Annotated in this window: 21 protein-coding genes; 8 read left to right on the top strand and 13 right to left on the bottom strand. The window is 66.1% G+C overall.

Going from position 1 to position 24411, the window contains the following annotated elements:
• The first annotated feature begins 346 nt into the window (after positions 1-346).
• Positions 347-1660 carry a bifunctional o-acetylhomoserine/o-acetylserine sulfhydrylase gene (locus MOM01_RS03460; RefSeq protein ID WP_241383978.1) on the top strand — a complete coding sequence of 438 codons (1314 nt, stop codon included), beginning with the start codon at positions 347-349 and terminating at the stop codon, positions 1658-1660.
• A gap of 85 nt (positions 1661-1745) precedes the next feature.
• On the opposite strand, the gene MOM01_RS03455 is transcribed toward MOM01_RS03460, so the two are convergent.
• The 5 genes from MOM01_RS03455 to MOM01_RS03435 form a co-directional block, all read right to left on the bottom strand.
• Entirely contained in the window at positions 1746-2105 is a 360-nt protein-coding gene (locus tag MOM01_RS03455; protein WP_241383977.1) for a hypothetical protein, read from the bottom strand.
• Complete coding sequence (locus MOM01_RS03450; protein ID WP_241383976.1) at positions 2102-2812, bottom strand: ABC transporter ATP-binding protein; 711 nt, start codon at positions 2810-2812, stop codon at positions 2102-2104. Before MOM01_RS03450 ends, MOM01_RS03455 begins: the two co-directional genes overlap by 4 nt.
• Entirely contained in the window at positions 2809-3552 is a 744-nt protein-coding gene (locus tag MOM01_RS03445; protein ID WP_241383975.1) for an ABC transporter ATP-binding protein, read from the bottom strand. Before MOM01_RS03445 ends, MOM01_RS03450 begins: the two co-directional genes overlap by 4 nt.
• Positions 3545-5815, bottom strand: coding sequence for an ABC transporter permease (locus MOM01_RS03440; RefSeq protein ID WP_241383974.1), 2271 nt, complete (start codon positions 5813-5815; stop codon positions 3545-3547). Before MOM01_RS03440 ends, MOM01_RS03445 begins: the two co-directional genes overlap by 8 nt.
• A gap of 63 nt (positions 5816-5878) precedes the next feature.
• Positions 5879-7279: an ABC transporter substrate-binding protein gene (locus MOM01_RS03435; protein ID WP_241384047.1), complete on the bottom strand. Its 1401-nt coding sequence runs from the start codon at positions 7277-7279 to the stop codon at positions 5879-5881.
• A 304-nt stretch (positions 7280-7583) separates the two neighbouring features.
• Between MOM01_RS03435 and MOM01_RS03430 the strand changes: the two genes are divergently transcribed.
• Positions 7584-9221 carry a class I adenylate-forming enzyme family protein gene (locus MOM01_RS03430; RefSeq protein WP_374112253.1) on the top strand — a complete coding sequence of 546 codons (1638 nt, stop codon included), beginning with the start codon at positions 7584-7586 and terminating at the stop codon, positions 9219-9221.
• On the opposite strand, the gene MOM01_RS03425 is transcribed toward MOM01_RS03430, so the two are convergent.
• Complete coding sequence (locus MOM01_RS03425) at positions 9211-10122, bottom strand: amidohydrolase family protein (protein WP_241383972.1); 912 nt, start codon at positions 10120-10122, stop codon at positions 9211-9213. The genes MOM01_RS03430 and MOM01_RS03425 overlap by 11 nt on opposite strands.
• 202 nt (positions 10123-10324) lie before the next feature.
• Here MOM01_RS03425 and MOM01_RS03420 point away from each other — a divergent pair, with 202 nt between their 5' ends.
• From MOM01_RS03420 to MOM01_RS03405, 4 genes are all read left to right on the top strand, one after another.
• Positions 10325-11308: an ABC transporter substrate-binding protein gene (locus MOM01_RS03420; protein ID WP_241383971.1), complete on the top strand. Its 984-nt coding sequence runs from the start codon at positions 10325-10327 to the stop codon at positions 11306-11308.
• Positions 11309-11406: 98 nt separating this feature from the next.
• Positions 11407-12375: an ABC transporter permease gene (locus MOM01_RS03415; protein WP_241383970.1), complete on the top strand. Its 969-nt coding sequence runs from the start codon at positions 11407-11409 to the stop codon at positions 12373-12375.
• A complete protein-coding gene (locus tag MOM01_RS03410) occupies positions 12362-13372 on the top strand; it encodes an iron chelate uptake ABC transporter family permease subunit (RefSeq protein WP_241383969.1) in 1011 nt (336 codons plus the stop codon). Before MOM01_RS03415 ends, MOM01_RS03410 begins: the two co-directional genes overlap by 14 nt.
• Entirely contained in the window at positions 13369-14127 is a 759-nt protein-coding gene (locus tag MOM01_RS03405) for an iron ABC transporter ATP-binding protein (RefSeq protein ID WP_241383968.1), read from the top strand. The genes MOM01_RS03410 and MOM01_RS03405 overlap by 4 nt, the downstream gene beginning before the upstream one ends.
• 31 nt (positions 14128-14158) lie before the next feature.
• Here the strand turns inward: MOM01_RS03405 and MOM01_RS03400 are convergent, their stop codons facing one another.
• The 7 genes from MOM01_RS03400 to MOM01_RS03370 all read right to left on the bottom strand — a co-directional run bounded on the left by MOM01_RS03400 (position 14159) and on the right by MOM01_RS03370 (position 20368).
• Positions 14159-14677: a ribonuclease H family protein gene (locus MOM01_RS03400; protein ID WP_241383967.1), complete on the bottom strand. Its 519-nt coding sequence runs from the start codon at positions 14675-14677 to the stop codon at positions 14159-14161.
• 61 nt (positions 14678-14738) lie between these two features.
• Complete coding sequence (locus MOM01_RS03395) at positions 14739-16448, bottom strand: FAD-dependent oxidoreductase (protein ID WP_241383966.1); 1710 nt, start codon at positions 16446-16448, stop codon at positions 14739-14741.
• A 49-nt stretch (positions 16449-16497) separates the two neighbouring features.
• Complete coding sequence (locus MOM01_RS03390; protein ID WP_241383965.1) at positions 16498-17133, bottom strand: 3,4-dihydroxy-2-butanone-4-phosphate synthase; 636 nt, start codon at positions 17131-17133, stop codon at positions 16498-16500.
• A 10-nt stretch (positions 17134-17143) separates the two neighbouring features.
• On the bottom strand, positions 17144-17911 hold the full coding sequence (locus MOM01_RS03385) for an enoyl-CoA hydratase-related protein (protein WP_241383964.1): 768 nt from the start codon (positions 17909-17911) through the stop codon (positions 17144-17146).
• Positions 17908-18828, bottom strand: coding sequence for an alpha/beta hydrolase fold domain-containing protein (locus tag MOM01_RS03380; RefSeq protein WP_241383963.1), 921 nt, complete (start codon positions 18826-18828; stop codon positions 17908-17910). The genes MOM01_RS03385 and MOM01_RS03380 overlap by 4 nt, the downstream gene beginning before the upstream one ends.
• Positions 18825-19349, bottom strand: coding sequence for a flavin reductase family protein (locus MOM01_RS03375; RefSeq protein WP_241383962.1), 525 nt, complete (start codon positions 19347-19349; stop codon positions 18825-18827). The genes MOM01_RS03380 and MOM01_RS03375 overlap by 4 nt, the downstream gene beginning before the upstream one ends.
• A gap of 122 nt (positions 19350-19471) precedes the next feature.
• Positions 19472-20368 carry an alpha/beta hydrolase fold domain-containing protein gene (locus MOM01_RS03370; protein ID WP_241383961.1) on the bottom strand — a complete coding sequence of 299 codons (897 nt, stop codon included), beginning with the start codon at positions 20366-20368 and terminating at the stop codon, positions 19472-19474.
• A 307-nt stretch (positions 20369-20675) separates the two neighbouring features.
• Between MOM01_RS03370 and MOM01_RS03365 the strand changes: the two genes are divergently transcribed.
• Together MOM01_RS03365 and MOM01_RS03360 are read left to right on the top strand one after the other, a co-directional pair.
• Positions 20676-22823: an acetate--CoA ligase family protein gene (locus MOM01_RS03365; RefSeq protein WP_241383960.1), complete on the top strand. Its 2148-nt coding sequence runs from the start codon at positions 20676-20678 to the stop codon at positions 22821-22823.
• Positions 22820-24367 (top strand): AMP-binding protein, encoded by a 1548-nt coding sequence (locus MOM01_RS03360; RefSeq protein WP_241383959.1) that lies wholly within the window; start codon positions 22820-22822, stop codon positions 24365-24367. The genes MOM01_RS03365 and MOM01_RS03360 overlap by 4 nt, the downstream gene beginning before the upstream one ends.
• Positions 24368-24411 lie beyond the last annotated feature (44 nt).

Here is a 24411-nt window from a genome sequence, read left to right as displayed (position 1 = left end):
CTGGAATCTGTTCCAGTACGTTAGCAGTATCACAGCCGCCACCGGAAGAGGTGCACACAGACTGCAGGTTCCTCGCGGCGGAGACTCCGGCGAGGGTAGATCCCTACGAGTCTGGTCGGGATCGTCCCGACAGGATATTGTCGGGACCGTGAGCAAGACGTACGAGTGGTCGACGCAGCGACCGCGCCGTCGTGCGCACTTTTCGTGTATCTGCGGGTGCCCGGCCAGCTGACCGCCGCACCCGCTCATGCCCCCACGACACCTCCCCGCCGAGGTGCCGTCGTGTGCGAGGCTCGAAGGTCAGCACGTCGACGATCCGAACATCTCCCGAATCCGGAGCAGAGTCATGAGTGACACCACCCCCGAGACCATCGATCCCAGCGCGAACTGGAGCTTCGAGACCAAGCAGATCCACGTGGGCCAGCCCGCCGGCGGCGACACCAAGGCCCGGGCCCTGCCCATCTACCAGACCACCAGCTACACCTTCGACAGCACCGATCACGCCGCGGCGCTGTTCGGGCTGGCCGAGCCGGGCAACATCTACACCCGGATCATGAACCCGACCCAGGATGCGGTGGAGCAGCGCATCGCATCCCTCGAGGGCGGCGTCGCCGCACTCCTGCTCGCCTCCGGGCAGGCCGCCGAGACCTTCGCGATCCTCAATCTCGCGCAGGCGGGCGATCACATCGTCTCGAGCCCCTATCTCTACGGCGGCACCTACAACCTGTTCCACTACACGTTGCCCAAGCTCGGCATCGAGGTCACCTTCGTCGAGGATCCGGACAACCTCGACCACTGGCGCGAGGCGATCCGCGACAACACCCGCGCGTTCTTCGGCGAGACGATCGCCAATCCCAAGAACCACGTCCTCGATCTGCCCGGCATCTCCGGCGTGGCCCACGAGAACGGGCTGCCGCTGATCGTCGACAACACGGTCGCCACTCCCTACCTGCTGCGCCCGCTCGAGCACGGTGCCGACATCGTCGTGCACTCGGCCACCAAGTACCTCGGTGGTCACGGTACGGCGATCGCCGGTGTCATCGTCGACGGTGGGACGTTCGACTGGACGCAGGGCCGCCACCCGGGCTTCACGACCCCCGACCCCAGCTACCACGGCGTCGTCTTCGCCGACCTGGGCGCACCCGCTTTCGCGCTCAAGGCCCGCGTGCAGTTGCTGCGTGACATGGGCGCGGCGGTCTCCCCGTTCAACGCCTTCCTCATCTCGCAGGGACTCGAGACGCTGAGCCTGCGCATCGAGCGGCACGTGGAGAACGCGCAGAAGGTCGCGGAATTCCTCGAGGGGCGCCCCGAGGTCTCCTCCGTCGCCTATGCCGGCCTGAAGTCCTCGCCGTGGTACGACCGCGCCCGGGAGCTCACTCCCCGCGGTGCCGGCGCGATCGTGGTGTTCGAGCTCGCCGGTGGTATCGACGCCGGCAAGCGGTTCGTCAACGCACTGACCCTGCACAGCCACGTCGCCAACATCGGTGACGTCCGCTCGCTGGTCATCCACCCCGCCTCGACGACTCACTCGCAGCTCACCGGTGAAGAGCAGATCGCCGCGGGCGTCACCCCGGGTCTGGTCCGGCTCGCCGTGGGCATCGAGCACATCGACGACATCCTCGCGGACATCACCGCCGGGCTCGAGGCCGCCGGAAGCTGATCCGCCCGAATCCGAAAACAGCGACGGCCCATCCCTTTCGGGGTGGGTCGTCGCCGTCTCACAGGCTGCTTCCGTGGGGTCGGTGTCAGTCCTTCCGGACGAGCGCCTGCTCGATCCTGTCCGCCTGGGCGCTGCTCTCGAGCAACTGCCGGACCAGCCACAGCCGCAGGACACGAGTGACCGCCGCGGCGAGATAGACGGCCGCGCCGATCAGCGTGATCGCCACGAATCCCAGGGCGAGCAATTGGTAGGACAACAGGTCACGGGTGTCGGACAGCGTCAGCGAGCCGATGTAGACGACGAAGACCGCCACGGCACCGATCACCATCAACACCAGTCCGGCGATCCTGGCTTTCCCACCCGAATCCGAACGGGGAGTGTCGAAACCCAGTGCTGCAACATCCTTCTTGAACTGTTCACGCCGCTCGTCGACGAGTGCGGTCATGGTCGTCCTCCTAGATAGGTGGTGGAAAGTTCTTCTTCGATCTCGGCCGGATCACCCGTGCGCACCACCCGGCCCTGCAGCATCAGGGCGGCGCTGGTGGCGATGGGAAGGACTGCCCGGGCGAACTGCTCGGCGACGAGAATCGATACCCCCTCGGCGGCGAGCTCGCCGACGATGTCGTAGATCCGGGACACGATGCGGGGCGCCAGGCCCATCGACAACTCGTCGAGCAGCAGCACCGTGGGGTGGGTCCCGAGCGCCCGCGACAGCGCGAGCATCTGCTGTTCGCCGCCGGACATCGAACCGGCCAGCTGCGACCGGCGCTCGCCGAGAACCGGGAAGCGGGTGTAGGCCACCTCTTCGAGTTCGGCGAGCGGAACACCGGTTCCCGTTCCGATCCACAGGTTCTCACGGACCGTGAGGTTGGGGAAGATGCCCCTCCCCTCGGGAATCGAGCACACGCCCAGACGCGCGAGTTCCACTGCGGACACACCGTTGACGACGCGACCTGCGAGCCGGAACTCGCCCGAGGACACGGGATGGATTCCCGAACACACCCGCAGGGTCGTCGTCTTGCCACCGCCGTTGGGTCCGAGCAGGGCGACCACCGCCCCCGGTTCGAGTACGAGGTCCACACCGTGCAGCACCTCGATCGCACCGTATCCGGCCCGGACACCGGACAGTTCGAGCAACGGTTCGACGCTCATACCGCTTCCTCCTCGGTGCCGATGTAGGCGTTGATCACTGCCGGATCGTTCTTGATCTCGTCCGGGACGCCACTGGCCAGCACCGCGCCGTAGTCGAGCACGTGGATCCGGGAGCAGATCTTCATCACGAGCGGAATGTCGTGCTCGACGAGGCAGATCGCGAGACCCGAATCGGCCAGTTCGCGGAGCAGGGCGGCGAACGCCTCCGTTTCCTGTTCCGTCTGCCCGGAGGCGGGTTCGTCGAGCAGCAGTACCCGCGGCGAGGTCATCAACGCGCGGGCGACCTCCACGACGCGGGCGCGGCCGGTGGGCACATCCGAGACGTCGGTGCTCGCGATGTCGGCCAGTCCGGTGAGTTCGAGGAGCCGGTCGGTTTCCTCGTCCACATCGATCTTGGTGCGTCCGTTCGCATTGTGGATGTCACCGGCCACCCGGAGGTTGTCCCGCACGGACAGCGACACGAACAGTTCGAGCCGCTGGAAGGTGCGGGCCATGCCCATGCGGGCCCTCTTGTAGGGCGGTAACGACGTGACGTCGCGACCGTCGAGGAACACCGCGCCGGCCGTGGGCCGCTGCAGGCCGGTGATCGTGTTGAACAGTGTGGTCTTGCCGGCCCCGTTGGGGCCGATCAGTCCCGTGACGGTTCCCGGCTCGATTCCGATGCTCACGTCCTTGACGGCGACGTGTCCGCCGAATCGCACTGTGATGCCGCGTGTTTCCAGGATCGGTGCGTCAGCCATGGGGAATCAGTTCCTTCTCCGATCCGGTGGGACGTGCGACGAGACGGTCGTCGATGCCGAGTTCACGGTCGATCTCGTCCCGCGCCTGCGCGCTGTACGGTTCGTCGAGTCCGATCCGTTCGGGGACCAACGGTGCGCGGCGCTGCGCTTCCTCCGCGCCGAGCACCGCTTCGGGCATCAGCCACTGCCCCATCACCGGGAGCATGAACACCGTGGCGATGGTGATCGACGCGAACCACCAGTTGTCGAGTACCCCGACGAGCGCGAGCAGATACGACACGAGCACCACCGCGGCGCCGCCGGCCAGCACGGGCCGGGCGTTCTTCAGGTGGCGGTAACCCTCGACCATCTGGTGGACGCTGCCGCTCGGGTTGGCCGCGACACCGATGCCGATCAGAGCGGGACTCACCGCGGCGATGTGCCCGAACAACGTCCACATGCCGGCCAGTTCCGGTTGCTCCGCAGCCAGATCGGAGAACGACACCATGATGACGGCGAAGCCGATCCCCGACATCAGGCCGCCGAACAGCGCTCCGGAGACATATCCGATGCCGGCCACGACCGTGAGCATCAGCAGCGACAGACTCACCATGATCGAGAAACTGTCGCTCGAGACCGACCCCATCGCGCTCGACATGAGCAGTCCACCCAGCCCTGCGATGCCCGCCGACAACGTGAAGACCCCGAGTTTGAGACGCACGAGGCTCTGGCCGAGCATCGCGGCGGCCGCAGGACTGTCCTTCATCGCCGCGAGCCTGCGCCCGTAACCGCTGTTGCGCAGAGCGATGACACCCACCCCGAGTACGGCGAAGAGCACCGTCACCGTCATGAGGAAGGTCGTCTCGTTCCGCAGGTCCAGCGGCCCGACCTTCAACGGTGGGATCGCGATGTTGCCGTCGGTGAACAGCGAGAACTCGACCCCGAACACTTCGTGCCGGGTGGTATCGCGCAGCACCATGTTCGACAGGAACACTCCGAACGCCATGGTGGCCAGGGCGAGATAGAGACCGCGCAGCCTCAGCGCCGGCAGTGCGATGAGCCCGCCGATCACCGCGGTGACCGCGACACCGAGCGCCACGCCCCACAGGTTCAGGTGGGCGGCCAGCCCGGTTCCGGAGATACCGAAATGGAACGCCACGATGGTCGCGATGGCACCGAACGAGACCGGCGCCAGGTTCATCTCCCCCGCGTAACCGGTGAGCAGGGTCAGCGACAGCGCGATGATCGCGAAGGTCATCCCGATCGTCAGGGTCGTGATCGCCGACGTCACCATCAGCAGCCGGACGGCATAGACGATGACGACCAGCGCCACTGCCCACGCGACGGCCTTACGCACCGACGGCACGTGGTACCGCTCCCGGGTGCGGGTGACGGCGCCGCGCAGCCGGTCCTGCGGCAGCACGATGAGGACCACGAACAACGCGATCATCGGCAGGGACACGCGCAGGTTCGAGGTCCACGTCCACGCGGTCGGGAAGTAGGCGAGCACATAGGTCGCTGCCAGGCCCAGGAACAGCGCCCCGGCGAAGGTCCGCGGAATGCTGCGCAGCCGCCCGAACATCGCCGCCGCGAAGGCGTCGATCACGAGCAGGGTCAGCATGTTCGCCTCGAGGGTGCCGCCGTTGATCGGTGTGACCAGCACACCCGCGAGCACAGCGAGGGTCGAACCCATCATCCAGGACAGCGCCGCGAGCCGGTCGGGATCGTGCCCGTTCAGGCGCAGCAGGTCCGGATCGTCGACGACGCCGCGCATCGCGACACCGGCACGTGTCCGGACGAACATGACGCGCAGTCCCACGGCGATGAGGACGGCGGCGGCGATGCAGATCAGTTCGTGGTAGCGGATGGCGACGCCGAACACCTCGATCTTCGCCTGGTCGCCGAAGAACATCGACATCGTGCGTGCGGTCTCGGGATGCCAGAACCAGTGCGAGACCGAGAGCATGCCGAGCAGGATCGACACCGTGACGACGATCTTGGTGACCTCGGCGGTGTCACGCATTCCGCGCATGATCACGACGTAGAGCAGCAGGCCCATCATCGGACCGAGGACGCCCAGTACGAGTAGCAACGCCACGGGGGTGGGCAGACCCCAGCCGTAGCGCAGTTGCCAGTAGGCGAACGCCCCGAGCATCGCCTGCGCGCCGTGCGCGAAGTTGAAGATGCCGGACGTGTTGTAGGTGAGAACGAGGCCCGATGCCGCGATCGCGTAAACCGATCCGAGCACCAACCCCACGATCGTGAAAGTCAGAAAGGTGTCCATGCGAGTACCTCTGGTCGGGGTGCCGGCGAGGGTGTCACCTCCCGCCGGCACCGGCCCCTCGGATCAGACGGTCGGTCTGATGACGTTCGGGTTCAGGTATTTCGTCGCGATGCGGTCGGGGCCCAGTTCGGTGCCCCAGGTGCTCGGGTCGGTGGCGACGCGGTAGCGGTCGTCGCACTTGAAGGTCCCCGCCTCCGCAGGGAATGCCTGGCTGTACTCGGCGCCGGTGAGCGTCACGACCAGACCGCAGGTCGCGGGCATGTTGTTACCCGGGTCGGTGACCGCGTGCAGACCACCGCCGTCCCATTCGTGGACCCGGGACAGCTCATCGATGACGCACTGGCGCGTCAGGTCGGATCCGCACGCATCCGCGGCGGTGGCCCACAGCAGGAACGAGGAGGTCGCCTGCATACCGAGCAGCGCGGTCTTACCTCCCTGCTCGGTGACGAGTTCGACGTACTTCTTCACGGCCGGAACGGCGTCGGCGTTCTCGAGCATCTGGAAGGTCATGCCGGCGTGCAGGTTGTCGAGCAGGCCGTTCTCACCGTTCCAGATCTGCGCGGAGTTGCCGTACCAGGTGGCTTCACCGAGCAGGATGGGATCGATACCGACCTGGTCGAGTGCTTTCACGAAGTTGAATTCGGCCGGTACCGGAGAACGGGAGGTCCACAGGCCCTTCACACCGCACTGCTTGAACTTCTCGGCGAAGGGCGCGTAGCTGGACTCTCCTTCGTAGTTGAGCGTGACACCGCAGTTCTTCAGCGTGAACCCGGCAGCCTCGGCGATGGACCGGATCTTGGTGCTCGCCGAGATGATCGTCGGCATCGTGCTGTCGATGACGTCGAACTCGCCGAGCAGTTCCGGGTACATCTCGGCGATCTGGAACCACTGGGAGCCGTTCGCGTAGTCGACCGGGAACGGGACGCCCTGATAGGTCATCGGGCCGTTGGCCGCGTCGGGCGAGACGGTGAAGGCCGGGACGGCCGCGAGATTGCACGCGACCCGCGTCTGCTCCGAGGTCTGGTCCATGGCGAAGCCGTGGCCGACCATCATGAATTCGCTTGCGCACGCGTTCTGCATCACCGAGTTGGCCTGCATCATCGCCGCGTCGTAGTTGGTACCGACGATCGTGCGGCCGTTGATGCCACCCTGCGCGTTGCACCAGTCGATCATGGCGGTGACGGCGTCACCGATCTCCTTGTTGAGCCCGGGGCTCTTGGCGTATCCGCGGTCGTCGCCGTAACCGATGCGGATCTCGGTGTCGTTCACTCCTTGATCGGTGCTGCCCGCGGCGTCACCGGGTCCACACGGCGAGGCGAGAGTTCCGAACGAGGTCTCGGCCGGCTGGGCAGCCGCAGCGACTCCTGCTCCCGCAGCCGGAGCGAGCGCCCCGGCCGACGGGTCGGCGCCGCGGTCCGATGCACAGGCGGAGGTCACCACGACGACGGCGAACAGACCCGCCATCGATTTCGATGCAGCACTGAGTTTCACGACGATGGACTCCTTCGTCTCGGTCGGAGCCGAGGCGCGATGAGGGGGACCCGAAGGTAGGTCGGGTGTCGCGAAGGTAGCCATCGGACCGAATGAGACCTGGGCCACTCCCACTCACCGAGACCATTCTGTGACAGCCGACACAACCCGTAGGATCGGTGCCGTCCGTCACCCGAGGGGCGTCACGCGAGCCGCCCGTGGACGTCGTGCTGCGCGACGAAGACGTGCGGGACCCGAGAAAGGCGAATCCTTGACAGCACCATCAGATCTGCAGCAGATGATGCAGAAAGTCGTTCTGCATCTCACCGGCCCAGGGGGCAGGTTCGAGCTCGTGGAAGAGGAGGTGCGCGGCAATCGCATGCCGGTGATGCGCAACCGCGACCGGCGGATCGGAGACCTCGTCGCCGCGTCCCGTCAGTGGGGGGATCGCGACTATATGGTCACCGCCGACCGTCGCATCTCCTTCACCGAGCACGCCGACGCGGTGGCCGCTCTCGCCACCGCACTGCGCGACGACCACGGTGTGGGCAAGGGCGATCGTGTGGCCGTCCTGGCCGCCAATTCCCCCGAATGGATCATCACGTTCTGGGCCACTCAATGCCTCGGCGCGATCACGGTGGGCCTCAACTCGTGGTGGACTCCGGCCGAAATCGCCTACGGGGTGGAACTCGTCGAGCCGAAGGTGATCGTCACCGACGCCAAGCGTGCCGAACTGCTGGCCGCAGCCGACGTCTCGGGATTCGACCTGCTCACCATCGAGCGGGAGGTGCCTCGCATCATCGCCGAGCGTGCCGGCGCGGAACTGCCGCTCGCCGAGGTGGAAGAGGACGATCCGGCGGTCATCTTGTTCACCAGCGGAACGAGCGGCCGCCCCAAGGGCGCCCTGCACTCGCATCGCAATGTGCTCGCGGTGGTCGACTACCACCGCTATTCGGATGCGCTGGTCGCGGCGATGCGGCAGCGCCCCTACGACGACACCGTGCCGAGCGACAACCGGTACCTGCTGGTGTCGCCGCTCTTCCACATCGCGAGCCTGCACAATCTGGCGGTACCGAGACTGGCGACGGGCAGCGCGGTCGTCATGACCGAAGGTGCGTTCGACGTCGACAAGGTGTTCACTCTCATCGAGCGGGAGCGGGTGACCAACTGGGGCGCTGTCCCGACGATGGCCTCCCGGATGCTCGAGCACGAGAATCCCGGCAAGTACGATCTGTCCTCGCTCACGGCGTTCGCGCTCGCGTCGGCACCGTCCTCTCCCGCCTTGAAGCAGCGCCTGCGCGAGAAGTTCCCCTTCGCCGACCAAGCCCTGGTGGACAGTTACGGGCTGACCGAGTGCAGCACGGCCATCGCCGTGGCCACGGCTCCCGAACTGGAAGCGTTCCCGGGCACACTCGGCAGCCCCATCGTCGGTGTGAGCATGGAGATCCGGGATCCGTTCGGCGAACGGGTACCCGACGGCACCGAGGGCGAGGTGTGCGTTCGCAGTCCTTACGTGATGCTCGGTTACTGGGCGGATCCGGCCGCCACCGACGCCGCGATCACCGCCGACGGATGGTTGCGTACCGGCGACTACGGCACGGTCGAGAACGGTCGGCTGCGGTTGACCGGGCGACGATCGGACCTGATCCTGCGTGGCGGCGAGAACGTCTATCCGACGGAGATCGAACAGCGCCTCGACGAGCATCCCGACGTGGTCGAGAGCGCCGTGATCGGTGTCGACAACGACGATCTCGGGCAGGAGGTCGCGGCAGTGGTCGTGCTGCGGTCCACCAGCACCGCGACCGAGGACGATCTGCGGGCGTTCTGCGCCGAGCAGTTGGCCTACTACAAGATCCCCACCGTCTGGCGGATCACGCAGGATCTGCTCCCGCGCAACGCGACCGGCAAGATTCTGCGCAGGGCGGTCACCGTCTGACCGGCCGCGTCGCCGGCAGCTCCCAGCTGTCGAGACCGAACAACGATGCGGCGTTGTCGTGGCACACCGCTCGTATCCAGTCGGCGTCGGGTGCCACGCGTTCGAGCACCTCGAGCTGGTGGAGGTAGCCGTACGGGATGTTCGGGAAGTCGCTGCCCAGGAGGATCTTCCGCCGGAGCGCTCCGAGCCGGGGCAGCTGATCGGACGGGAACGGCATGTCCCTCTCGACGAAATCGGTGAACGCCATCGTGGTGTCGAGATACACCCGCTCGTACTGCTCTGCGAGGTCGAGGAATTCGCGGTACTCGGGCATACCCATGTGCGCGACGATCACCGTCAGCCTCGGGTACCGGCGCAGGAGTTCGGCCATGGGTTCGGGACCGGTGTGCCTTCCGGGCGCCGGTCCCGAGCCGCAGTGCACCACGACGGGCACGCCCGTCTCCTCGAGAACGCCCCACACGTCGTCGAGTAAGGGATCGAGTGGCGAGTAGTCACCGACCTGGATGTGCGATTTGAACACGCGCGCGCCCGCATCGATCGCGGCAGCGACGTAGGCCTTCACATCGGGTTCCGGGTAGAAGGTCGCGGTGTGGAGGCAGTCGGGGGTGCGTGAGGCGAAGTCGACCGCCCAGGCGTTGAGCCAGTCCGCCATCTCCGGGCGGTGCGGATACAACATCGCGGTGAAGCGCCGCACCCCGAACTCCCGCAGTCGCGCGACGCGTTCCTCCTCGTCGTGCCGGTAGGTGATGGGCCACGGGCGGCCGATCAACGGGCCGGCCGAGTCGAAGTACGCCCAGACCTTGTCGAGGACGTTGCGCGGCATGAAGTGGGTGTGGACGTCGACGAGGTGGTCGAGACCGTGGGCATTACGGAACCGGGCGATCTGCTCGACTTCGTTCATGACGTGACCGTACCCGGCGAATCCCTACCACCGGGGGCCTGATGATCGACGGTTTCAGCAGAGCGGTTCATGGCACGGATCCGGTTACGGGATCCGGTTGGGACACAGGATTGCCTAACCAATACTATGTGAGCGTTGCATTACCGACTGTCGCGCGTTTTGGCTTTCGTCACTACGCCGCCCTGCCCCTCGGAGTCGAAACGTGAAACTGAACTTCAAGCGAATGCTGCTCGCACCGGCCCTCGCCGGCGCGCTCGTCCTCACCGGTTGCGGGGACAGCGGCACCGACGAGACCGCCTCCGAGAACACCGCGAGCATCACCATCGACACCAACAACGGTGAGATGGACGTTCCGGTGAGCCCCGAGCGGGTCGTCGCCCTCGACAACAAGTCCTTCGAGATGCTGCGCGACTGGGGCATCACCCCGGTCGCACTGCCGAAGACCCTCCTGCCGAACACCGGCTTCGAGGAGTGGCGCGAGGACGACTCCATCCTCGACGTCGGTACGCACCGCGAGCCGAAGCTCGAACTCGTCAGCGAGGCCGAGCCGGACCTCATCATCGGCGGGTCGCGCTTCACCGAGTTCACCGGCGAACTGTCGAAGATCGCTCCGGTCGTGGACGTCTCCGCTCTGGACGAGTCCGAGGGTGGCTACATCCAGGGCCTGAAGGACCAGACCCTGGCGCTCGGCCAGATCTTCGAGAAGGAAGCCGAAGCCGAAGAGATCGTCGCCGAACTCGACGCCGCCACCGAGGCCGCCCGGGCCGCCACCAACGGTGAGACCGTCTTCCTCGCCGTCGTTGCCGGCGGAAAGATCGACAACGGCGCCGGCCGCATCGGCCGCCTGCTCGAAGGCGTGAACCTGAAGGACGTGTTCGCCGGTGACGCCGGCGACGTCCACGGCGATTCCGGCCTGGCTCCCGAGACCATCGCACAGGCCGATCCCGACTGGATGATCGTCATGGATCGCGACGCCGCCACCGCTGTCGCAGGTGAGGACGCACCGCAGCCCGCCGCCGCCGTCATCGACGCCCAGGAGGCGTTCGCCGGCACCACCTTCGCCACGAAGGACCAGATCATCTACCTGGACGGCGACTTCTACAAGCGTGAGGGCATCGAGTCCTACACCGAAGCGTTCCAGCAGATCGCCGACGCCTTCGACGCCGCAGACACGGCCACACAGTAATTCCCTTTGCTCAGCGCTCGACAGCAGCCTGCCCCGCCCCGGATCACGGGTCGGGGCAGGCTGCATGCGCGGGCACACCTTCTCGAGATCCGAGCCCCATGACGAAGAAGAAAGTGCTGCTGCCGCTGATCTCGGTGGTCGTTCTGGCACTGACCGTGGCCTCCCTGATGGTCGGCGGGTACGACATCACGATCGAGTCGCTGATCAACGACCCCGAGGCCCGCGAGATGTTCTTCATCTCCCGGGTGCCCCGCACCCTCGCCCTGATCTTCGCGGCCGTGGCGATGAGCGTCTCGGGCGTGATCATGCAGTTGATCACCCAGAACAAGTTCGTCGAACCCACCACCGCGGGCACCGCCCAGTGGGCAGGGCTCGGCCTGCTGGTCACCCTGATCTTCGCTCCGAACGCGCCGCCGATGGTGAAGATGGTGATCGCGGTGATCTTCGCGTTCGCCGGGACGATGGTGTTCATCGTCGTCCTGCGCCGGATCGCCCTGAAATCGTCGATCATCGTGCCTCTCGTCGGCATCATGCTCGGCGCCGTGATCGGTTCGATCACCACCTTCCTGGCCGGGAACTTCGACCTGCTGCAGTCCATGTCGGCCTGGCGCTCGGGTGGATTCAGCAGTGTGGTGCGCGGCTTCTACGAACCGCTCTGGGCAGTGCTCGTCGTCGCGGTCCTCGCCTATCTGCTCGCCAACCGGTTCACCATCGCCGGTCTCGGCAAGGACCTCGCCACCAACGTGGGGTTGAGATACGAGCAGGTCGTCTTCCTCGGCGTCACCCTGGTCGCCGTCGCCACCGGTGTCACCACCGTCGTGGTGGGATTCATCCCGTTCCTCGGCCTGATCGTCCCGAATCTCGTGTCGATGATGCTCGGTGACGACATGCACAAGAACCTGCCGTGGGTCGCCGTCATCGGCGCCGGCCTGCTGCTCGCGTGCGATCTCGTCGGCCGGACCGTCGTCGCGCCCATGGAGATTCCGGCGTCCGTCATCCTCGGCGTCGTCGGCGCCGTCGTCTTCATCGCTCTGGTTCTGAGGCAGCGTCGCTATGTCAGTGCTTGATTCCGTACCGTCCCGGCGCGTTCAGGACGGCGAGGGCACCCGCCGCCGCCTGTCGCCGGGCGTGCGTCTGGCCATCGTCGCGGTGATCGCCGCCGTGGCGGTCGCCTGCTATCTGTTCCTGTTCATCCGGGGGTCCTTCGACTTCACCTTCCCGCGCCGGCTCACCGTCCTGGGGGCGATGCTGGTGGCGGCGTTCGCGCACGGCATGGGAACCGTCGTGTTCCACACGGTCACGGACAACCGCATCCTCACCCCGTCCATCATCGGGTTCGACTCCCTGTACACGTTGATGCAGACGCTGACGATCTTCTTCTTCGGAGCCACCGCGATCGCGAGCTCCGAAGGGATTCCGAAGCTCGTCCTCCAGACCGCGCTGATGGTGGCACTGGCGACCCTGCTCTACCGCTGGCTGTTCTCCGGACGCTTCGGCAGTCTGTTCCTGATGCTGCTCGTGGGTGTCGTGCTCGGGATGGCCTTCGACAGTCTCTCGACGTTCATCCAGCGCGTGCTCTCCCCCTCCGAATACGACATGCTCTCGGTCGAACTGATGGGCCGGTTGTCGGCCGTACCCGGTGAGTACCTGCCACTCGCGTTCGGTATCTGCATCGTCGTCGGCGTGATCCTGTGGCGCCGCCGCCACCGTCTCGACGCACTGCTGCTCGGCCGCGACACCGCGACCAACATCGGTGTCGACTACAAGCGCGAGCTGACGCTGATGCTCGTTCTCATCGCACTGCTCGTGGCGTTCGCGACGGCGCTGGCCGGGCCGATGACCTTCTTCGGTTTCCTCGTCGCCACCCTGGCGTACCAGATCACCGGTTCGTACAAGCACCAGTACGTCATGCCCATGGCGTTCCTGCTCGGTGTGATCACCCTGGCCTTCGGCCAGTTCTTCATGCAGCACGTCTTCTATGCGGGCGGATTCCTCACCGTGATCATCGAGTTCGTCGGCGGCATCCTGTTCCTGTTCATGCTCCTGAGAAAGGGAACGCTGTGATCGAGTTCCGTGATGTCTCCATGTCGTACCAGGGCAAGCAGGTCCTCGGCCCGGTCTCGGGAACGATCCGCGAAGGCGGCATCACCTCGCTGATCGGCCCCAACGGCGCCGGCAAGTCGACCCTCATGACGATCATCGGCCGGCTGATGGAGCCCACCGGCGGCAGCGTGACCGTCGGCGGACTCGACGTACGCACGACCAAGTCGCAGGAACTCGCCAAGCACCTGTCCATCCTGCGGCAGGAGAACCACATCACCGCGCGCCTGACGGTCCGCGAACTGGTCGGTTTCGGCCGGTTCCCGCACTGCCAGGGCCGGCTCACGCCCGAAGACGTACGCCACGTCGACGAGGCGATGGAGTTCCTCAACCTGACCGACCTGGCCGACCGGTTCCTCGACCAGCTCTCCGGCGGGCAGCGGCAACGCACCTTCGTGGCCATGGTGCTCGCGCAGGACACCAAGTACGTCCTGCTCGACGAACCGCTCAACAATCTCGACATGAAACACGCCGTGCTGATGATGCGTCAGCTGCGACGCGCGGCGGACCAGCTCGGCAAGACGATCGTGCTCGTCATCCACGACGTGAACATCGCGGCGGCGTACTCCGATCACATCATCGCGCTGCGTGACGGCCTGATCGTCACCAGCGGCACGGCCGACGAGATCATGCGGGACGAGATCCTCACCGACGTCTTCGACACCCCGGTGACGGTGCACTCGATCAACGGGCAGCCCACCGCGGTCTACGCGCGCTGACCTGCCCGGCGGTCCGCGGAGCGGGAACCTCTCAGAACAGGGTCAATTCGGCGTCGTCGACGCGCTTCGGCGGCTTCGGTGCAACCAGCGGTGCGCTGGGCACCTCGATCGGGCCGGGGCGCGCCGCGATCTCGCGGGCGGCCTGCCCGGCGAGTGTGTCTGCCATCTCGTTGAAGTGGTTGCCGACGTGTCCGCGCACCCACCGGAACCGCACCGGCCCGGTGCGTTCGGTGAGCTCGGTGTCGATGGCGCGCACGAGTTCGAGATTCTTCACCGGGGCACCGGTGGCCGTCTTCCACCCCTTGCGCTTCCATCCGGGCAGCCATTCGGAGGCGCACTTGATGGCGTACTGCGAATCGGATTCGATGATCATCGGTTCGGAACCCGGGTGGGCACGCAGGGCTTCGAGTACCGCTCGGAGTTCGGCGATCTGATTCGTGCCCGAACGTTCACCGCCCGACGCGCTGGGCCCCTCGTGATTGACCCACGCCCACCCGATGGCGCCACCGGGATTGCGAAGGCAGGATCCGTCGGTGCTCACGATGATCATGCGCCCGACCATATCCCTCCCCTCCGACAGGAGGAAAGTCGCCCGTGTCGCGCGTCCGTGATCATGCTCCTGAGGTCGTCACGGGCGCGCCGACCTGCGCGATTTCGAGCATCTCGCGGATGTCGGTGATCTTCACACGTGGACGCCCCGTCTCTCGCCCACGTGCTCGCTCCGCGCCGTCGATGGCGAGCCATCCCTTTCTGTCGACCACCTCGGGACGGCGGTCACGGACGAGCTCGTCGAGAGCATCGCGCCCGTTGTCGCCGGACGGGTCCGGAAGTCGGCCGGCCAGGAAGTCGTCGATGAGCGCCGTCACCGTGTCGTGTGCGCACTGTTTGTTGGTGCCGATCACCCCGGACGGCCCCCGTTTGACCCAGCCTGTCGTGTAGACCCCGGGTAGGGAACTCCCGGTTCGCGGATCCACGACCCTGCCGTCGAGGTTGGGTATCACGCCCGCTCGGTCGTCGAACGGCACACCGGGAACCGATCTGCCGCGGAAGCCGATCGACCGCAGCACCAGTCCCGTCTCGATGACCTCGCGATGCTCGGTTGCGCGAGCGGTGACGGTTCCGTCGTCGCTTCTCACGAGCTCGTTGCGGGTGATCTCCACGCCCTCGACCCGGTCCTCCCCGAGGATGCGTGTCGGCGACGCCAGGTAACGGAGGACGACCCGTTTGTGGGCCGGGTCGGGAACCGCTGCGGCGTATTCGCGCGCGACGCGGGTCTTGAGATCCGTAGTGAAGGGCACCTCCGCATCGGGGACGTGCCCCGCTTCGAGTTCGTCCGGATCGACCACGACATCCACGCCGGGGAGGCGCCCAAGGGCGAGCAGTTCGGGGGTCGTGTAGGCGGCCTGCGCCGCTCCTCGTCTGCCCAGCACGACGACTTCACGGATCCGGCTGTCACGCAGCGCCTCCAGAGCGTGCTCGGCCATGTCGCTCCGGACGAGATCGTCCGGATCCGTCACCAGCATGCGGGCGATGTCGAGCGCGACGTTCCCGTTCCCGACGATCACCGCGCGCTCGCTGCGCAGATCGAACGTCCGGTGCGCGTGGTCCGGGTGGCCGTTGTACCAGGCGACGAAGTCCGTGGCGGCTTCGCTGCCGGGAAGTTCGGCTCCCGGAACATCGAGTCTGCGATCGTCGAGCGCACCGACCGCATAGACGACGGCATGGTGGTGCTCGAGCAGTTCGTCGTGTGTGAGGTGCCGGCCGATCTCGACGTTGAGATGGAAGCGGAGTCCCGACTTGCCGGTGATCCTCCGGAAGACATCGGTCACGGCCTTGGTCGCGAGATGATCGGGTGCGACGCCGGCACGTACGAGTCCCCACGGCGTCGGAAGCCGTTCGAACATCTCGACTTCCACGCTGCCGTTGGGCATCCGTCCCATCAACTCGGCCGCAGCGTAGATACCGGCCGGTCCCGAGCCCACCACCGCAACCCGCAGCGGTGTTTCCTGCTTCGGAATCCTGGCCGAAGTCGGCTTCTCGTACGAGATCCCGGAGGAGACGAGGGGGTGCCGTACGAAGTACTCCGCATTGATCTCACGGAAGCGCACCTGGTCTTCCGGCAGTTCGTCCTCGTGGTGGATCGCCTCGACCGGACATGCCTCCATGCACGCCCCGCAGTCGATGCAGGTCTTCGGATCGATGTAGAGCATCTCCGTGGACCGGAACTGCGGGTCGTCGGGGGTCGGCCGAATACAGTCGACAGGACACACCTGGACACAGGCGGCATCGTTACAGCAGGGCTGTGTCACGACGAAGGACAAGAGAACTCCTCGAACGAAGCGAGCGCGCCGAAAGTTCGGATCGCAGAACTCAGTGGGAATACACGGCCAGGTCGAACACCGACAGGAAGGTCAGTGCGTGGTCGGTTGCGAAGTCGATGCCCTCCTTCTCGGTCGCCATTCTCGTCGAATCGACGGGAGAGACCGGTTCGCACAGTGCGGCCATCGGGCGCACACCCGCGACCTTCATCAACTGCACGACGGATTCGGCGAATCCCGCACCGCCATTCCGTGCGATGACGGGGGCCACGTGGCCCGGCCGGGACAGCGCCGACGGACCGGTCCGCGGGTCCGCGATGGTCCTGATCGTGTGGGCCCGGTCGGCCGCGGAGATGCCGGTGGTCACACCTTCCACCGCATCCACGGTCACTGCCGGTACCGAACTGTTCGTATCACCGAACGGCCACATGCACGGAATATGAAGGCGTTCGCAATCCACCTGGGGTACCGCGACTTCTACGTAACCCGAGGTGTGACGGATCATGAATGCCAACGATTCGGTGGTCACATGTTCGGCTGCCACGACCAGCCTCGACTCCCCACGAGCGGGATCGAGCAGGACTATCGTTCTGCCCGCGGCGACGTCGGCGGCAGCACGCCGGACGCGGGCGCCGGCCGGGCAGCGCGCATCGACACGGAACGTGCGACGGATATCAGCGATCGACATGATTGCCCCTCTACTGCTCTGCGGATCTGGTCCGCTTGGTCATGAATGCCTCGACGGCACCGCGGAATTCGTCCGTCGTGGTCAGTCGGATCTGACCGTCGCGTTCCCGGGCGAACGCACGCTCGAGTTCGTCGAGAGTGGCACCGTTGATCGCGAACTTCGTCTCCGTGACCGCTTCGCGCGACACCGTGCTCAGTCGGGAGACCAGGGCACCGAGTTCCGACTCGAAGACGTCCGGTTCGTACACTGCGGCGACCAGTCCTGTACGGAACGCGTCGGATGCACTCACACGTTCTCCGAGCAGCGACATGCGCATGGACACTGCACGGCCGGCCGATGCAGCGACGAGAGCCGTGGCGCCGCCGTCGGGCATGAGACCGATCGACGTGAACGGCATGGAGAAATAACTGTCGGAGCGGACGACCGTGATGTCCGCAGCAAGGGCGATCGATACACCCACCCCGATCGCGGGTCCGCGAACTGCCGCGACGACCGTACGAGGTACACGGGTGATCGCAGCTATACAGCGGGCGGCAGCGTCCGAGGTGCCGGCAGTGTTCTCGACCGACAACGGATCCTCGACGTCGAGATCACCACCCGCGCAGAAGGCCCTGCCGGCGCCCGACACCACGATCACCCGCACCGCGGGATCCTCGCCGGCAACTTCGATCGCATCGGCCATCTGGTGCAGTGTGTCCTTGTCGACGGCGTTCATCCGCTCGGACCGGTCGATCAGGATGTGGCGAGCCGAAGCATCGTCGGTGACGCTGATGGTCATGGCAGGACCTTCCTGACGAAGTCGGCGATCTCGGCGACGCCGTCGCGTGCTCGGGGGAGAAAAGCGGTGAACAGCGTCCACGCGTGGCAGGTGTCCGCATAGACGGACAGTGTGCTGTTGCCACCGGCCGCGTGCACTCGCTGATGGATCCGCACCGCATCGTCGAGCAGGATCTCACTGTCGCTGGCCAGCAGCAGGATCGGTGGCAGCGCGGACAGATCGGCGAAGACGGGTGAAGCGAGGGGATGGTCTCGGTCGTGCCCGCGGAGATAGGTCGCGGCAAGCATGCCGAGGGAACGTTCTGTGATGACCGGGTCGGTGTCGCGGTTCGTGGCGACGCTCTGTCCCGACGCGGTGAAATCCGCCAGTGGCGACACCGCCACCGCAGCTGCGGGAAGCGCTGCTCCGCGGTCCCTGGCATGCACCAGCGTCGCTACCGTGAGCCCACCGCCGGCCGAGTCGCCGCCGACGACCGTGTGTTCCGGTCCGTACTCGGAGATGAGCGCATCGACTACCGCAGCGGCATCGTCGAGCGCGGCCGGAAACGGATGTTCCGGGGCGAGTCGATAATCGGGGAGGACAACCGCAGATCCGAGAGCGCGCGACAGTGCCGCGGCGGCGTGCCGGTATCCGTGTGGACTGCCCATGACGTATCCCCCGCCGTGGAACCAGACGAGAACCTTGTCGTCGACATCCGATCCGGCCGTCACACGAAGCGACTCGACTCCGCCGACGACGATCTCTTCGACGAAGACGTCCTCGGCGAGTTCGGATTCGAGCATCATGGTGTCGAGATTGCGCCGCAGTTCGTCCAGCGACAACCGACCGTTTCCGAACACGGCAGCGAAGGACTCCCGTGCCCTCTGCAGAGCGGAGTCGGAATCCGCTGCACCCTCGACCTGTTCCGCGTACGTCATCGTCGCGTACCGCCGATCGTTGTAGCCGTCTCGGGAAGTGCTGCATGGGTTCCGAACACCCGTGCGTGGTAGGTCAGAGGTGGAATTTCCGCGCTTACGACCTGCACCACCCGGCCGAACACGACGGTGTGGTCTGCGGCGTCGGCGGTGTCCATCACCTCCGCTGCGACCCAGTGCGGGACACCGGCCAGTCGCGGCACTCCCCCGTCGACACTCCAGGACACCCCGTCGAATTTGTCGGTGCCCTTGCGGGCGAACTGCGCGGCGAGCGCGGCCTGGGCGTTGCCCAGCACGTTCATTCCGAAGGTGCCCGAGCGGAGAACGAGGGACAGCAGGTCCGAACCGTGATCGAGGGAGACGAGGACCGACGGTGGCGACATCGACAACGAGGCGAAGGCACTGACCGTCGTGCCGTGGGGACGTTCACCGTCCATCGCCGTCACCACCGCGACGGGCGTGCACACGGCAGCCATGGCGTCGCGGAATCGCGTTGCCAGGTCGTCGAGTTGTCGTTCGGCCATGTCGGGCGCCTTTCGTACGTGCTGGTCGGGTCGGGCGAGAAGGGGATATCCGCTACGACGGAGTCTGTGGAACGCGGGTGCCGCACCGTCGGTACGGCACCCGCGGGTCTGGTGCCGTACCGTCAGAGTCCGAGGTTCTTCTTGATGAACGCTCCGGCTTCGTCTGCGGCCTGGATACCCTCGGGAAGAATCGAGGAGAACAACGGCCACACGTGGACCATGTCGTCGTAGGTGGACACGCTCGCCGAGCCACCGCGTTCGACGATCCCTGCAGCGGCCCGACGCGAATCGTCGAGAAGGACCTCGCGGGAACCCACCAGGAACAGGGCGGGCGGAAGGTCACGCAGGTCGGCGAAGAGCGGCGATGCCAGCGGATCTTTCGGATCGTGCCCTTGCAGATACGCCTCGCCGACGTTTCCGATGGACCCACGCGAGACCGCGACATCCTGGCCGTCGAACTCGTCCACGCTACTACCGCTTGCCGTGAGATCGAGCAGGGCCGAGATGAATACGGCTGCCGAAGGCAGCTTTTCACCCTTGTCGCGAACCGCGGTGAGAGCCGCGAGCGCGAGCCCGCCCCCGGCGGAATCGCCACCGGCAGCGACGTTGCCGGCACCGTACTGCGCGACCAGAGCCGACACGACCGCGACACCGTCGTCGAGCGCAGCCGGGAACGGATTCTCCGGCGCCCGCCGGTAGTCGGGCAGCACGACCGTCACTCCGGATGCCCGCGACAGGTTGTGTCCGAGTTCCTGGAAGCCACGTGCGCTGCCCATGATGTAACCGCCCCCGTGGAACCACACGAGAACCTTGTCCTGCACAGCACCTTCCGCGGTGACGAACAGGACGGGAACGCCACCGACCTCACCTTCGACCGGTTCGACCCCCTCGGGCAGGGGGAACTGCAAGAACAACCGGTCGTAGGCCTCACGCAGATCGTCGACCGTCGCCGTCGCCGGGTCGGGGAAGCCTTCCACCCACATCTTCTCGGCACGTACGAGCGCTTCGCTCCTGGCCATGGGTCCTCCGAAAGATCGAGTTCGAATCCCGACACCACATCACGTCGGGTTGTGAGCGATGTTACATAGTTACCATTAACTATGGAAGCCATTTCCCTGGACTTTTTTGCACAGAGAGCATGTCTAGCCATAACGAGTGTTCACGGTGTTAAATTTCGGGAGTAGCCGCCACCGCCTGTGCCGAGACCGGTTCCCAGTTCGCGAACCCGACGCCGGATACGGCACCGACATCAGCGTCCCCCCACCCGACTCACCGCACTCCCGGCATCCCGCCCAGACGATCCCCCTACATCGGAGGTCCTCGACCATGACTCTCATCTCGGACGACGAATCCTCGCGCACAGAGCATTTCGATGCTCGCACAACCTCGTCGCTGGAACGTGTACTCAATCCTTCGACTGTCGCGATCGTCGGATTGAGCGACAAATCCCCCGTCGCTCCGTTCATACGCCCGACGCTCGACAGCGCCGCACGGGTGTTCTTCGTCCATCCGACCGCACCCACCGTGTTCGGAGTGCCCACTCACCGCTCCGTCTCGGACATCGGTGAACCGGTCGACGCCGTGTTGTCGGTGATGTCCGCCGAGCGCACCGTGGCCCTGGCCGAGGAATGCGCCGAACTCGACTGCGGAGGACTCGTCATCTACGCGGCCGGTTTCGCAGAGGTCGGACAGGAGGGAGAGTCCCTGCAGCGCAGACTCGTCGCCGCCGCGGAGCGGGGTGGAATGGCACTAGTCGGCCCGAACAGTCTGGGGTACATCAGTGTTCCCCGCAGTCTCAACCTGACGGCCTCGGCCGACTATCATCCGCCCGCGGGCGGCATATCGATCGTCTCCCACAGCGGCGCCATGATCGGCGGTGTCGCGGTCACCGCGGGTCGCCGCACCGGCATCGGCATCTCACGCCTCATCTCCGCCGGCAACGAAGCGACCACCGACATCGCCGACTACGTCGATTTCCTGGCCTCCGACCCGGAGACCGCAGCCGTCGGTCTCATCGTGGAGGGCATCCGCCGGCCCGAGGCGTTCTTCCGTGCAGCCCGGCGCTGCATCGCTGCGGGCAAACCGATCGTGGCCCTCAAACTCGCACGCAGCAGCCGCACCCAGCAGATGGCGGCTTCCCACACCGGAGCGCTCGCCGGCAATGCCTGGGCGTACGACGTAGCGTTCCGCCGAGCCGGTATCCAGCTCGCACACGACCTCGAGGAACTCGTCGATCGCCTCTCGATCGTCGGGCAACTCGACCCCGGCAAGTGGAACACCGTCGAACGCGTGGGGGTCGTCGCAGGAACAGGAGGCTTCGCCTCCCTGGCATACGATCTCGCCGAGGCCGAAGGACTCTCCCTGCCACCTCTCGACGGCCTCGCCGAGTGGGTCCGCACCACCATCCCCGGCATCACCGTCCCCAATCCTCTCGACACCACCGGCTTCGGTGCGACCTTCTGGACGGACATCGTCGAACGCTACGTCGGCTCACCTGAACTGGACGCCGTCGTGTTCGTGAACATGTGGGGAGAGACCGACGACTCCCCCGTCTACCGCCGCCTCATCGATGACGTCGCGCAGGCCGCACGACGGTTCGGAAAGCCTGTTGCCATCGCAGCCGGCGCCGGTCCGGTCGGCTCGTTCGCCAGAGAAGTGATCGGTGACGACGGAAGTGTCGCCCTCGGGTACGGCCTTCGAGGCACGCTCCGTGGTCTCCGCACGATGGGCACCTTCGTGCGCGATCGCGCCACCCGTCGTCCGCCCGCCGAGCCCGTCGCACCGATCGCTCCTCCGCCCGTCCCCACCATCGACACCGGAGATGGACGACAGTTCCTCCCGTTCTCGCAGGCCATGGAACTACTGGACCGTTTCGGTATCCCGACCGCCCCGTACTGCACCGTCGACTCCGACGGGCACGCTGCGCCGGATTTCGCCGGTCCCTATGCGGTGAAGCTCGCCGATGTCCCACACCGCACCGAGCTCGGCGCCGTGGCCCTGAACATCGACACGGCGGACCTCGCGGACACGGTCAACCGGATGCGCGCGCTCGCGCGCCGGCACCACGTCCCCGATGTCGTCGCCATCCAGCCCATGACCGCCGCCCGGGGGGAGCTGCTGGTAGGCATCGAAGGTCGCAGCGAACTCGGCCCCATGGTGGTCCTGGGCATCGGCGGCATCCTGGTCGAGGTCCTCGAGCGGGTCGGTGGACGTCCGGCCCCACTGACCCGGACCGATGCCGAAGAACTGATCGAGGAGTTCCGTGATCTGAAGCTGATGCACGGCTACCGTGGATCGGCACCGTGGAATCTGGAGCGACTCGCCGAGCTGCTTGTCGGCTTCGGAAACCTCGCCGCAGCGTGCCACGAGTGGATCGAGTCGCTGGACATCAACCCGCTCCTCGTCACCGACGACGGGCTCGTCGCAGTCGATGCGTTGTGCATCGTGCGCGCCGAAGAGGAGGATCCGCGATGACCCACGAGGCAACGGTCCGGTGTAGCAACGACATCCGGACCCACGCACACATCCGTGAGCGGGCTTCGAGGCTCGCCGCGGCTCTGTCCGCCCTGGGAGTGGCACACGGCGACCGCTACGCCATCGTGATGCGCAACGAGATCGGGTTCGTCGAAGCGACGCTTGCCGGTGCCGCCATCGGCGCCGTGCCCGTTCCCGCGAACTGGCACGGCAACACCGACGACCTCGGCCACGTACTCACCGACAGCGGCGCGCGGATCGTGCTGACGCACACCGACCTGTTGCCGAAGGTCGAGTCGGTACTGCCTGTCGGCACGACGATCGTCGAGGTTCCGGTCCCGGCGGTACTAGCCGACGCCTACGGCACCGACATCCCGACGTTGTCCGGAAGGTATGCGAACGTCGAGGAGCTGATCGCCACGCACGAACCGCACCCGACCGGGATCACCGATCCTCCGATGAGCATCATCTACACGTCCGGAACCACAGGACGCCCCAAGGGCATTCTGCGGCAACCGACGCCGCCGGAGAAGCTCGCGGCACTGCACGAAGTCGTCATCGAGGCGTTCGCATTCGGAAAGGCTCGGTCGACCCTGGTCGCAGCACCGATGTACCACACGGCTCCGAACACCCAGTTCCAGTTCGCGTTCGCCCTGGGAATGAATGTGGAGATCATGCCGCGATTCGATCCGGAAGTCCTTCTCCGGACGGTCGAGGAACGCCGGATCGAACACCTGCAGGTCGTTCCCACCATGTTCGTCCGGTTGCTGAAACTCCCGGCAGACGTCCGCGCTCGGTACGATCTGTCGTCCCTGACCTCGGTCGTCCATGCCGCCGCGCCGTGCCCACCCGACGTCAAGCGTGCCGCAATCGACTGGCTCGGCCCCATCGTCCACGAGTACTACGGTGGATCCGAATCCGGTGCTGCCGTCTGTTGTACGAGCGAGGAGTGGCTCGCACATCCGGGCACCGTCGGCAGGCCGTTGTCCGACGCCGCAGTACGCATCGTCGGGGCCGACGGTCACGATGCGCCCGTCGGGGAGGACGGCGACATCTACCTCCGGCCGTTCTCGGCGTGGCCGGATTTCACCTATCTCGGTGACGACGCCAAGCGCCGCGCGATGGAGATCGAGGGTTACGTCACCGTCGGGGACATCGGGCATGTGGATGCCGACGGATATCTGTACTTGAGCGATCGCCGCAACGACATGATCATCTCCGGCGGCGTCAACATCTATCCCGCCGAGATCGAAGCGGTGCTCCTCGCCCTCGACGGGGTCGCCGATGCGGCAGTGTTCGGGATCCCCGATCCCGAATTCGGCGAAGCCCTCGCTGCGCACATCCAACCCGATCCCGGTGCGACCCTCACCGAGGACGAGGTTCGTCGCCACGTCGAGATGCGCCTTGCCCGGTTCAAGGTGCCGAAGGTCGTGGTGTTCGAGGAGAGCCTGCCCCGGGAGGACACCGGGAAGTTGTTCAAACGCCGGCTGAAAGCACCGTACTGGGAAGAAGAGGTAGCAGGGCCGGCCATCGGCCCGTCCTGACCTTCCCATCCCGCACGCACGATGATGCGCGCCCGATCGGATCG

The organism is Rhodococcus sp. CH91 (assembly GCF_022554085.1).
Classification (GTDB): domain Bacteria; phylum Actinomycetota; class Actinomycetes; order Mycobacteriales; family Mycobacteriaceae; genus Rhodococcus.
This window is presented reverse-complemented; position numbering and strand designations above follow the sequence as displayed.